The organism is Thermoanaerobaculia bacterium (genome assembly GCA_035593605.1).
Lineage (GTDB): Bacteria > Acidobacteriota > Thermoanaerobaculia > UBA2201 > DAOSWS01 > DAOSWS01.
The window spans coordinates 31240-43233 of record DAOSWS010000001.1; the positions used below are offsets into that span (position 1 = coordinate 31240).

General features: G+C 53.2%; 9 protein-coding genes and 1 pseudogene. All 10 read right to left on the bottom strand.

From position 1 onward, the window contains the following. Position 1: 1 nt before the first annotated feature. A pseudogene (locus PLD04_00115) lies at positions 2 to 952 on the bottom strand (cysteine synthase family protein). Then, on the bottom strand, positions 949 to 1965 hold the full coding sequence (locus PLD04_00120) for an NAD-dependent epimerase/dehydratase family protein (protein HXK66722.1): 1017 nt from the start codon (positions 1963 to 1965) through the stop codon (positions 949 to 951). Before PLD04_00120 ends, PLD04_00115 begins: the two are co-directional and overlap by 4 nt. Next, entirely contained in the window at positions 1962 to 3710 is a 1749-nt protein-coding gene (locus tag PLD04_00125; GenBank protein HXK66723.1) for a chloride channel protein, read from the bottom strand. The genes PLD04_00120 and PLD04_00125 overlap by 4 nt, the downstream gene beginning before the upstream one ends. After that, entirely contained in the window at positions 3707 to 5641 is a 1935-nt protein-coding gene (locus PLD04_00130) for a molybdopterin-dependent oxidoreductase (GenBank protein ID HXK66724.1), read from the bottom strand. Before PLD04_00130 ends, PLD04_00125 begins: the two co-directional genes overlap by 4 nt. Continuing rightward, positions 5638 to 6720 (bottom strand): DegT/DnrJ/EryC1/StrS family aminotransferase, encoded by a 1083-nt coding sequence (locus tag PLD04_00135; GenBank protein ID HXK66725.1) that lies wholly within the window; start codon positions 6718 to 6720, stop codon positions 5638 to 5640. The genes PLD04_00130 and PLD04_00135 overlap by 4 nt, the downstream gene beginning before the upstream one ends. A gap of 7 nt (positions 6721 to 6727) precedes the next feature. Next, entirely contained in the window at positions 6728 to 7372 is a 645-nt protein-coding gene (locus PLD04_00140) for a hypothetical protein (GenBank protein ID HXK66726.1), read from the bottom strand. Continuing rightward, entirely contained in the window at positions 7369 to 8265 is an 897-nt protein-coding gene (locus tag PLD04_00145; protein HXK66727.1) for a hypothetical protein, read from the bottom strand. Before PLD04_00145 ends, PLD04_00140 begins: the two co-directional genes overlap by 4 nt. Position 8266: 1 nt before the next feature. Next, entirely contained in the window at positions 8267 to 9967 is a 1701-nt protein-coding gene (locus PLD04_00150) for a methylmalonyl-CoA mutase family protein (GenBank protein HXK66728.1), read from the bottom strand. A gap of 135 nt (positions 9968 to 10102) precedes the next feature. After that, on the bottom strand, positions 10103 to 10756 hold the full coding sequence (locus PLD04_00155) for a nitroreductase family protein (protein HXK66729.1): 654 nt from the start codon (positions 10754 to 10756) through the stop codon (positions 10103 to 10105). A gap of 58 nt (positions 10757 to 10814) precedes the next feature. After that, positions 10815 to 11876 carry a DUF933 domain-containing protein gene (locus tag PLD04_00160; GenBank protein HXK66730.1) on the bottom strand — a complete coding sequence of 354 codons (1062 nt, stop codon included), beginning with the start codon at positions 11874 to 11876 and terminating at the stop codon, positions 10815 to 10817. Positions 11877 to 11994: the final 118 nt, after the last annotated feature.

The window sequence follows — 11994 nt, forward strand, 5'->3', positions numbered from 1 at the left end:
CCATCCAGGCGTCAGAATAGAGCTTGCTGATATACCGATTCCCATGGTCCGGCAGGATCACGACGATTCGTTTTCCCCGGCCCCATGTGGTTGCAACTTTTTCAGCAGCCCGGATTGCCGAACCGGAAGAGCCGCCCGCAAAGAGTCCCTCTTCCCGGGCCAGACGGCGGGCCATGATAAAAGATTCTTCATCGCCAACCTGAACCATAGCATCTATGACGGAGAAATCCACGCATTTGACCAGCATGTCTTCTCCAATACCCTCAACTTTGTACACATGAGGCCGGGTCATCTTTCCGGAGGTAAAGTAATCGTAAAAGACGCTCCCTATTGGATCTACCGCGACCACCTTTATCGAAGGATTCTGATCCTTCAGATATCGAGCCGTTCCCGAGATCGTCCCTCCGGTTCCGATTCCCCCGATCAGGATGTCGATTTCTCCGGAGGTCTGATGCCAGATTTCAGGTCCGGTCGATCGATAGTGCGCCTCAACGTTATCCGGGTTATTGTATTGGTCAACGTAAAAAGCTCCCGGAGTTTCCTCTGCAATTTTTCTGGCAACGGAGTAATAGCTTTCCGGTGATTCGGGAGGCACATCGGTAGGCGTGACGATCACTTCCGCACCAAAGGCTCGAAGCTGATCGATCTTTTCCCGGCTCATCTTGTCGGGAATAGTGAAGATACATCGATACCCTTTGACGGCGGCAATCATGGCTAACGCGGCACCGGTATTCCCTGATGTATTTTCCACAATCGTTCCACCCGCCTTCAACTTCCCCTCTTCCTCTGCTTTGCGGATAATGTAAAGAGCCATTCTATCCTTGACGCTTCCCATGGGGTTCAGATATTCACATTTAGCCATCACGGTCGCTGTTGATGGGGCAATGATGGAATGCACGGTGACAAGAGGTGTCTGGCCTACGGCGTCCAGAATTGATGTTGCGAAGGTCATCGTGATCTCCGTTGAGGGGTCTCCAGCAGGGCTTCGAATTCCTTTGCGAGCGCAATTTCGTGCCTTCGTGTCGAAGAAAAGAGATCCTTTGCCGGGAAAGCTCGAAAGAGGTGAACCATCTGAGAAATCCAGGTTCGGAATGGTGTCGGGGTAAAGGCAAAAGAGGATGCAGCACGCGAGGTGTCCAGCAGGACATGGGTGCTGTTCGTTAGTGGAGAAAAGGTGGTTCCGATGGTATGGCGAAGAAGATACCCCGTTGGGATCGGTACGAACGTGGGCTTGACATCCAGTCTGTGAGCCATTGCAAGGATGGTTTCCTTCAGGGTCACAGTCTCTCTCTGTGCAAGGTTGATCCCCAGTCCATGGGTTTTCCGATCGCCAAGCCGGTCTGCAATAAAGGCTGCAATGTCATCGACATAGACAAAGCCAAAGAGATTTAACCCGTCCTCGGGGAGGATCAGCGGATGGCCATCGATAAGACGGTGGTAATAGGATGCCAGACGGCCGGTATAGTCTCTCGGTCCTGTCACGACGGGGAGGCGGATGCATGTGGATGGAAATTTCTGTTCCTCCGCCGCTCGGAGAAAGTAAAGGTCCGCCTTTCTCTTGTTGTACCCATAAGCAAATTTGCCCACATGGTCGATCGTGTCCGGCGGGTCGAGAAAGATATCTTCTTCGCGATAGGGAGGATAGTGTTTCTGATTCAAGAGGTAGACACTTGCGGAGGAAATAAATAAATAGTGACCAACTTTCCCTGAAAAGAGGCGAACCGCGAGTCTCGCATCTTTTTCCGTATACCCCGTCAGGTCCAGGACCGTGTCGAAGGTACGTCCCTTGATGGCAGCGGTAAATGCCTCTTCGTCCTCACGGTTTGCCTTTATGGAGTTTACACCCGGGATATTCAGCGGATGGTATCCCCGGTGAAGAACGGTGACATGGTGCCCACGTTCTAGAAGCGCCTGCACGCAGGCGTATCCGATAAACCGTGTCCCACCCAGAACCAGTACGTTCATCGATTCCTCCGCAGTGCATTCATCGCCTGATGGTAGGCCGACAGGAGATCCTGTCGAGAGACCATTCCTGTCATGACACCCGGGCGTTCGGGGTCGAGAACCGGCAATCGCTCCGCCCTTGTCGCCGTAAACTTCCGGAGGGCCGCATCCAGAGTCTCGTCCGGAGACAAACTGGTGAATCGATCCATTCCGAGATCCCTGGCAACAAGAATTTCCCAGACATCCCGATCGGGCAAGACCGATTTTACATCGTCCAGAGTAAAGATTGAAATCAACCGGCCCGATTCATCAACAACGGGAAATGTGGTCTGCTGGGAAGAAGTTACAACCCGAACGACCTCATCAAAGGGGGTCCCTTCATGAAGTGTGATTTCCGGAGACTGGCGAATCACGTCACGGACATGGAGTTGGCTCAGGATATCGACCGAGAAATCACCAAGATGGGCGGGTGAGTCAATCCGGGAAGGAACCTGTTGTGAAAAGATTGATTCTGAACCGGAAAGAAGGTAGGTAACCGTAACGGTAAAAATGATGGGAACAAGAAGGTCGTAGGAGTGTGACATCTCTGCCACCATGATCAAAGCGGAAATCGGTACGTTGGCCACACCGGCCAGAAAACCTCCCATTCCGACAAGAATATAACTTGTTGGATTGGAAACGAACATGGGGAACACCTGTTCCGCAGCATACCCGAATGCCCCCCCGACCAATCCGCCGATGACGACCGTCGGGGCAAAGACTCCGCCGCTCCCTCGTGATCCAATCGTGAAAGAGGTGGCCACAATTTTCAATAGAGCCAGCCCAAGCATGGCGGCAATGGTCAATTTTCCGTAAAGTGCCTGCTGAACCAGAGGGTATCCGGTGCCGATGATCTGGGGTACGAGAAGTGCGAGAAGTCCCAGGGCGAACCCACCCAGGGCGGGTTTGAGGAAGGCGGGGAGTTTCAAGGGTCCGAATACCCGGTCGTGGAAAAAATAGAACCAGCGGATGTAAAGCTTTCCCGCAAGGACCAGAAGGAGTCCGAGGACAACATAGAGCAAAAGTTCCATCGGGTGACGGAAGGCGATGGCCGGCACGTCAAAGGCCGGTTTCCAGTTTCCTGAAAGAGAACAATGCACCGAATAAGCTGTGATTGAGCTGATCAGGCAGGGAACGAGGGCATCGGTCTCAAAATCGGGTTCGGAATAGAGGATTTCCGGCCCGAAAACCGCACCCCCCAGGGGGGCGCGGAAAATGGAGCCGATCCCGCCGGCAATTCCGGCGATAAAAAGGATGTTGCGTTCTTTGGGAGTAAGACCGAAGATGTTGGAAATGACGGAACCAATTCCCGACCCCACCTGAGCCATTGGACCCTCGGGACCGGCGGACCCTCCGGAGCCGATCGTCACGGCAGAGGAGAGCATCTTCACCAGGACAACATGAGGGGGGACGCGGCTCTTCTCCCTGTGGAAGGAATGGAGAACGGAATCGGTTCCATGACCCTCGGACTCGGGTGAGAGCCATGTGACCAGAATGCCGCAGGCCAATCCTCCCAGCGTCGGGATAAGGAGGAAGAGAAAAGGCCTGAACCAGGGAAGAAATTCAGATCCCTCCCCTCCGTTTACAAAGCCGATGGTCTGAACAATCAATAATTCGTGGGTTCGCTCCATCAAAAAGACAAAGAGCGTTGTGGCAAGACCCGTAATGATCCCGACCATGACGCTGAGAAAGATCCAGCGACCTCCCACTTTGAGGGTTTGATTCATCGCAGAATAACGCCCGTTCCGTGAAATGAGATACTTTTCCCGATATCTGTGGGTGTAACGGGGACGGCGTTGTTGATGTTGCCCCCCAGATAGATCCACTTTCCGAATGGAACGATAACCGTATCCTGCCTCTGTTCGGGATCGTCCTGAACCACGACATCCACTTCTCCATCAGGCCCGATTACCCGGGCATGCTGTCCCGGTTCCAGCTTTAACTTGGCCAGTGTGTCCGGGTGAACAATCGCAAGGAGGGGTTCTTCCTGCTGATTGGGTGGTGTCACGCGGGTTTGCCATTTTCGTAGCGATGGGCAGAGGAGGATGAGGGGGAATTTTCGCTCCCGGAGAGGGGACAGGTTCCACTTGGAAATCAAAACGGCCTTCGACGATGGAGTTCGGAAGATTCCATCTGCATAGGCAACTTTTGGGGTCAGCGGATTGAGTACCATACCCTGTCGGAGACGGTCGATGGTGATTCCATGTTTCCGGAGGGGCAGAATTAGCTGGTTCATGTACCAGCCGTATGGATGAACGGGGTGGGCAAGATTCAGCCTTCGAGCCATGGCCTGGTAATAAGTGAATTCTGTCCTGCTGCTCTTTCGGGGCGGAATGACCTCTTCACAGAGCGTAATGCCAGGGTGATAAGGAGACATGACAATATCCATACGCTCCAGCATCGTGGCTGAGGGAAGAAAATGAGTGGAGCTGTCTGCTGTGTCCGTGAAAAAATGGTCCATGACTACCACGGTTGGAATATTTCGAAGCGCACGGGCAAAATAGATTCCGCCGGGCCAGTCCTGAACCGGATCCGCATGGTTGATAAAAATGACCTGGATAGGGGGATCCGATTTTTCCAGCATCGTGGGAAGCTCTGCCGGGGAAACCACTTCTTCGTGAGGATGTTCGACACTTTCCAGAAAAGCTAAATTCAGGCCCGTTTCGGGTCTGTGGAAAAAGACTCCCGATCCGGGCTGACCAATCTGTCCCGTAATGAGGGAAAGAGCGTCAATCAGACGTATGGTCTGTCCACCCCTGGGCTGTCGCACCATACCTCTGCCGGCAATGATAAATGCGGGCCGGGTTGTCGCATAGAGGCGGGCTAGATTCTCAACGACGGTGGGGGAGAGATCGGCCATTTTGCACAGTTCTTCCATGTCAAGGGATAGAACGGCGGATCGAAAGGTATCAAAATTTTCCAGCTTCCCTGAGCAGAACTTTTCGTCGTGAAGAGAGTTACGGAGAATCGATCCGGCCATGGCAAGGGCCAGAGCTGAGTCTCCACCCGGTGCGACCTGGTAATGGGCGTCCGCGTAACGGATGGAAGGGCCGACGATCGGGTCTATAAGCAGAACTTTGGCTCCGCGCTTCCGGGCCTGCTGAATGATCATATTGAAGTGAATGGCTGATTGGGCAACATTCTTTCCCCAGAGGATGATCAGCTTACTGGAAAGTACATCCATGGGATCCGACGTTTCCACCGCACCGAAGTCCTGGTGTTGACCCGTGAGGCCGGCTGCACAGTCATGATAGGGTGTAATCCGCCTCGTCCCGCCGAGGGAGCGGAAGAACAGCGTATTCAGATGCCGGGAAATACCAGGATAGGTGTCACTCTGAATGTGAAGAATGGATCGGGGACCGTATGTTTCCAGGGCGGAATGAACTCTTGAAACAATATCATCGATGATTTCATTGTGGGAAGCCACCTGCCATGTCGACCAGGTATCCATACCCTTCCGATGGGGAACCAGAATCCTGTCAGTGTGGTAAAGAACGTTTTCCAGATATAATTCCTGGGATTTGCATAATTGGCCGCGAGTATAAGGGTGTTTGGGATCCCCGGTAAGTTCCATGATGCGCCCGCCTTCCCTCCGGGCGACCATGAGGCAGGTATCCGGACAGCGTCGGGTGCAGGTTGTTTCAATTTCAGCCGTCATAGCAGGGCGTTTCGAGTGGCCTGGATGATCGACTGAATCTCTTCCGTGGACAGATTGGGATGGACAGGAAGGGAAAAGACACGCGTACAGAGGTTTTCGGTAACGGGAAGTTCGATATTACGGACAAAGGGGGCAAAGGCCTCCTGCTGATGGAGAGGGGAAGGGTAGTAGACACCGCAACCGATTCCCGCCTCACGCAGGCGCAGAATCACCGTATCCCTGGATCCATGGAGAAGGCGTCCCGTGAGGAGGTTGGGAACCGGTTCACCTTCCGGCGGGCTTACCTGCCAGGCGACCCCCTCATCTTCCATGATTGCTTCACGAAGCAACCTGTCGTGTTTCCGGCGAGCCGGGATCTGACCGTCAAAGGCGGCGAGCTGGCCGAGGCCAATCGCAGCTTCCACATCTGTCATTCGATAGTTGTATCCGAGGCATACGTGATGATAGGGTCGATCCATCCCATGGTTTCGAAGCAGACCGATTTTGTTCGCAACCTCCGCATGACGGGTCGTCACCATCCCACCTTCACCCACGAGAATATTTTTTGTGGGATAAAACGAGAAGCAGGCCGCATCACCCATCGCTGCCACTTCTTCTCCGGCATAGCGGACACCGTGGGCCTGGGCCAGATCATGAATTACCTTCAATCCGTGATTCCTGGCGAAATCCTCCACTTCCTTCACCGGAGCGGGATGGCCGAAGAGGTGAACAAGGATCAGGCCCCTTGTTCGGTCTGTCATCTGGGAAGCGGCCGATTGGATATCGAGCGTGAATGTGTCCTCCCTTACATCGCAAAAGACCGGAACACAACCTGCGAGGGCGACGGCCGATGCCGAGGCGAAAAAGGTAAAGGAGGGAACGAGTATTTCATCGCCGGGCTCGAAGAGAGCCATGATGGCCAGGTGGAGAGCCGAAGTTCCCGAGGATACAGCAAGCGCATGGTTCACCTTGAATCGTTCCGAGAAGGCGGTTTCAAATCGGTCGGTCCAGGGTCCCTGCTTCAGATTTCCCGATTTCAGGACTTCCATGGCCTGTTCAATGGATGCAGGTTCTAAACGAATGTCATAGAGTGGGATCATAGTGACCTCAATGGCCTAAGGTTATGGTACCGAATGTTGTACGCAGGTAAACTTCTCCCTTTCCTTCGGGCGTGAGGACAAAGATCCGCTTCCCGAGGGGAAAATAGGGCCGGGGCAGGATGTCTTCCATCTCCGACCGCACCGTACCAAAGACAGCTTTGGCTTCCAGATCGTGGGGAGGAGACGGGCCGATCCGGTAATGGATCTGACCATGACGCATCTTCAGAATGAATTTCTTTTCAAAGGGTCCGGTGAGAGTAATGGAACCCTTTGAAATTTCAAATCGAATATCCAGATTTCGAGGGAGTTGTACCTCAATGTCGTAGGACAGGTGACGTCTGAGGCCCCTGACCTCTCGTCCGGTCGGGATCAGAGGTTCGACGGTCAGGACTTTTTCCTGAATCCTTGTTTGCAGGGAACAATCGTGAAATCTGGGATTCGGAATATCGGATGTAATGGTCCCCCTGATGACTATTTTCCCGGACGTCGGGTTGGTGAAGAGAATATTGGCCTGATCCAGATCGAGGACAACCAGGGTTATCCCCTGCAGGGATGTGGAGAAATCAATCGGATGGCTCAGTTCGTTTTGTGCGAGCCCTGGGCAGGCGAAAAGGAGAAGCGTGCAAAGAATGAAGCCCGGAAATCGTCTCATGGGAAGAGCCTCCAGAGAAGAAGAGATGTGGGAATATTATGAGACTGGGACGGATGGCCCCAGAGAAGACCACGAGGGTCGGGTCCCTGGCTTTTGAGTGTAAACCAGAGGGCGGCGTTGAGCCCGACAGAACAGAAAAGCAGAAGGATTACGGACCGTGACCAGGCAGGTCGGGGGAAAATGGTGGTAAAGGAAGATACGAAGGGAGCAAGGATCAAAGGAAAAAAAGCAAGAAGAACCAGAAGAAGCAGAACCGGTCCGCGGATCGAAGCCCAGACGAAGCCTCCGGCAATAAAAAGGAGAAGCGGTAGAGTCCAGATGACCATCGTGAAAACTACACGTTGAAAACCATTCATGTTCAGACTGCCACAGGGAAGGCGGATCAACAGGTAGAGTGCCGTGATAAAAAAACCCGAAAAAATCAGAGCGAAAAAGATTGAAACGACAGAAACAGGAAAATTCAGGATTTCAGAAGTGAATCGAATATCATCACCCCTGAGTGTCTCTACGATGGGAAGCAAACCGCCGGTCAGGGACAGATAGAGACAGGCAAGCCTGGCAAGCAGCTGGGATATAAAGCCGGGCGGAAAGGGAAAGGCAAAGAGAAGGACCAGTGCCGTGATTGTGAGAAGAAATCCTCCCATCCAGTACCATAATGCGACAAAGGAGTTAGCGAATATGAAATTCGGGTAGTTGAGCAGAGCCAGACCATGCTGGTAGAGGGGAATATGGATTCCAATCCAGTCGGCTGAGGTGATGGCACCCAGAAGGCCATGACCCAGGGCATGAACGATCCGTCCCAGGGGTGCGAAAAGAGCCATGGCCATCAGGCCCAGAAAGAGGAATCCAAGACTGTTGCCAGCGTGGAGGCGGGATCGCCAGAGTGGTGACATATCAGAAGATGGCCGGTTCCATATAGGTTCCGAAAATGTCGCGTAAAACGTCGGAAATTTCCTGGACCGTACAGTAGCACTTTACGCAAGCAAGTATAGGAGGCATGAGATTGTCCGCCCCCTCCGCCGCCCGGCGAAGTTCGTCGAGGCAGCGGGTTACCTCCGCCCCATTGCGTTCTCTTCGGACTCGATTCAACGATTCCAGCTGTTCTCTCTCCACCCGCTCCTCGATGACGAGGGTGGGAATATTCTGCTCTTCTTTCATCTGGTAGGCATTGACTCCTACGATGAGTTTTTCGTTCCTGTCCAGAGATTGCTGGTACCGGTAGGCTGCTTCCCAGATTTCCCGCTGTGGGAATGCGGCTTCTACCGCTTCCACCATACCTCCATAGGCATCGATCTTATCGAAATAGTCGAAAGTCCCTTCCTCCATTCGGTTGGTCAGGGTTTCAACAAAGTAACTGCCTGCCAGGGGATCAATCGTATGGGCAACACCCGTTTCGTGAGCAATGATCTGCTGGGTACGCAGGGCAATGGTCACAGCATCCTCCGTGGGCAGGGCGAAGGTCTCGTCCATAGAGTTGGTATGGAGCGATTGAGTCCCTCCCAGGACTCCGGCAAGAGCCTGAATCGCCACACGAACCACATTGTTGTAAGGCTGCTGGGCCGTGAGGGAGCATCCCGCCGTCTGCGTATGAAATCGAAGACGCCAGGAATCCGGGTGTCTGGCACCGTACCGCTCCTTCATGACGCGGGCCCAGATTCTCCGGGCGGCGCGATACTTGCCTATCTCCTCAAAAAAATCATTATGGGCATTAAAGAAAAAGGATAATCTCGGTGCAAAGGCGTCCACATCAAGACCTGCGCGGACTCCATACTCCACATATTCCATTCCGTCCCGAAGGGTAAAGGCCAGTTCCTGCAGGGCCGTAGATCCGGCTTCACGGATATGGTATCCCGAAATGGAAATGGTGTTGAACTTGGGAACACGCTCTGCGGCAAAGGCAAAAACGTCTGTTATCAGGCGCATCGAGGGCCGCGGAGGGTAAATGAACTCTTTCTGTGCAATATATTCCTTCAGGATATCGTTTTGAATGGTTCCTGAGATGCGCGTATAGTCGGCCCCCTGTTTTTCCGCCACTGCGAGGTACATGGCAAAGGCAATGGGTGCCGTAGAATTGATCGTCATTGAGGTCGTAACACGCTCCAGATCGATGCCCTCAAAGAGGGTTTCCATATCCGCCAGCGTATCAATGGCAACTCCGCAACGCCCGACTTCTCCCCGGCTGAATTCGTCGTCGGAATCATATCCGTACAGTGTGGGCAAATGAAAGGCGACGGAAAGCCCTGTCTGACCGTGCTTTAAGAGATAGTGAAACCTCTCGTTGGTGTCCCGGGCTGTGCCGAAACCGGCAAACTGGCGCATGGTCCACAGCTTTCCCCGATACATGGTGGGATAGGGACCCCGTGTAAAGGGGAAATGGCCGGGAAACCCGAGATCTTGAAGGTAATCCAGATGGGACACACTGTCCGGTGTAGCAAGGATGGGAACGTCCATTCCCGATACGGTCGTGAAATCCTTTTTCCATGGTGGCCGCTGTTCAAAGGTGGGTTCGAGGGATTCGGCTGTCCATCGGTTTCGAGCCTCGGAAATCTCCTGATGATCATCTTTCTTCTGATCCGGTTTTTTGGGTATATCCATGCAGCTATTGTAACAGAAAGAAAGTGGATCCGATAAGGGATCTCCCTTATAAAATCAACGACATTGTGAATCCGGCGGCTCTCACAATCCGAAGTAAATTCATGGAGGTATGGAGGAGAGGATCCCTTCGTTTATTTATCGAAAGGTGGCAATTTCCTCAAGGGATTTTCTGGAAATATCCGGCACGTGCGTATCCGGTGCGGGATATCCGGTCACGAGCACCATGAGAGGTCTTTCATTATCCGGCCGATTCAGTATACGGTTGAGAAATCCCATCGGGCTTGGTGTGTGAGTCAGACATGCCAGTCCGGCGTTATGAAGAGAAGCAATCAGGAATCCTGTCGCAATACCCGTTGATTCCTTTGTGTAATAGTGCTTGATGGTCTCTCCATCCTGGCCTTTTCCGTGGATGATTTCAAAGATAACGATGAGAACGGGAGCTTCCTCAAGAAAGGGTTTGGATGCATGGGTACCGAGATGTTCAATGGCCTTAAGCCATGCCTCCGGGGCCCGGGATGTGTAGAACTCTCGTTCCACCTCTTCCGCGGCAAGCCGGATTTCACGGCGGATTTGAGGGTCCTGGACAACCTCAAAATGCCAGGGCTGCTGATTGGCTCCGCTGGGAGCGGTCCCGGCAGTGCGGATACAGGATTCAATGACTTCTTGAGGGACCGGTTTCGTATCGAAGGATCGCACCGATCGTCTCTGGTTCATGAGGGAATAAAACGCCTTCGCTCGCTCGATCTGTTCCTCTTGAGAATATCTTCGGTGATCCGGTAGTGGAATCATCCCTGGTCTGGACATGGTGGTCTCCCTCTTTGAGACGGTAGCGACATTATACGTCAGGTTAGACGCTGAAACGGATCGATAAAATGTCACCGTCCTGAACGATGTAATCTTTCCCTTCGAGTCGAAACTTCCCTTTTTCTCGAATGCTCCGTTCACTCCCGAGCTCCACCAGGTCTTCATAGCGGAAACATTCTGCACGGATGAATCCGCGGGCAAGGTCACTGTGAATCGTACCCGCTGCGTCTTTTGCTGTCAGCCCGCGACGCAGGTTCCAGGCCCTGACCTCATCGGGCCCGACCGTGAAGAAGGAAATATACCCCACCGTCTCAAAGATAAGCCGTACGGCTCGATCTTTTGCCGAAACACTGATGTTGAGATCGTCCATGAACATCTGTCGATCTTCCTCGTCTTCCATGGTGGCAAGATCCCTCTCAAAGAGGCCGGCACACTCTTCCGACGGATACCGTTCGTTCAGGCGACTCAGAAGACCGGGGTTTTTTCCAAAGGAGTCTTCCGATGAGTTGACCAGAACCATGAGGGGCTTTTGAGTAAGAAATCCAAATCCACGAAGATCGCCGGTGGGGGGCGTTTCCGAACTGCGCAGAGGTTTTCCCTCCAGGAGATGATCTCTGAATTCGGACAGGAATCTCTCTTCGGCTGCAATGTCCTGGCTCTTTTGGCCTCGTTTTTTTGCTGCTGCAATCCGATCCAGGCGATTCTCGACAAGGATCGAATCGGACAGGATCATTTCCTCTTCAATTTGACTCAGATCCTTTACGGGATCGGCTTCCGCACCCAGGGGGTCGGGAAAATTCCGCAGAACGACACAGAGTGCATCGGCCATGCGCATCTGAACAAGCTCGGAAGGAGACCATAGGCCGCTTCCTTCCTCTTCAAGACCTCGCGTGACATCCACCATCTCCACCACGGCCGGGGTGGTTTTGCGAGGGCGATACATGGCAGAAAGCGTCTGAAGTCGCTCGTCCGGGACCTTAACCACGGCACGTGGAGGCTCTCCGGATTTTCCGGAATAGGAGGACGGGTCGATATTCATTCCCGTCAGAGCGCTGAATATGGTAGTCTTTCCGGAACCGGGAAGACCCATAAGGACGACTTTCATTACTACCTCCAGTAAATTTGAGCATGGAATCAACGTCAGAAGCACATACCCGGGCGCGACATCATACCACAGGAATCACTCGGGGTCCTCCTTTTCCAACGTTTCTTCCCGGAAGCCC

Coding starts and splice junctions, on each gene's coding strand:
- PLD04_00155 (HXK66729.1), bottom strand. CDS start 10,756: ATGATTCCACTACCGGATCACCGAAGATATTCTCAAGAGGAACAGATC.
- PLD04_00130 (HXK66724.1), bottom strand. CDS start 5,641: ATGACGGCTGAAATTGAAACAACCTGCACCCGACGCTGTCCGGATACC.
- PLD04_00160 (HXK66730.1), bottom strand. CDS start 11,876: ATGAAAGTCGTCCTTATGGGTCTTCCCGGTTCCGGAAAGACTACCATA.
- PLD04_00150 (HXK66728.1), bottom strand. CDS start 9,967: ATGGATATACCCAAAAAACCGGATCAGAAGAAAGATGATCATCAGGAG.
- PLD04_00120 (HXK66722.1), bottom strand. CDS start 1,965: ATGAACGTACTGGTTCTGGGTGGGACACGGTTTATCGGATACGCCTGC.
- PLD04_00145 (HXK66727.1), bottom strand. CDS start 8,265: ATGTCACCACTCTGGCGATCCCGCCTCCACGCTGGCAACAGTCTTGGA.
- PLD04_00135 (HXK66725.1), bottom strand. CDS start 6,720: ATGATCCCACTCTATGACATTCGTTTAGAACCTGCATCCATTGAACAG.
- PLD04_00125 (HXK66723.1), bottom strand. CDS start 3,710: ATGAATCAAACCCTCAAAGTGGGAGGTCGCTGGATCTTTCTCAGCGTC.
- PLD04_00140 (HXK66726.1), bottom strand. CDS start 7,372: ATGAGACGATTTCCGGGCTTCATTCTTTGCACGCTTCTCCTTTTCGCC.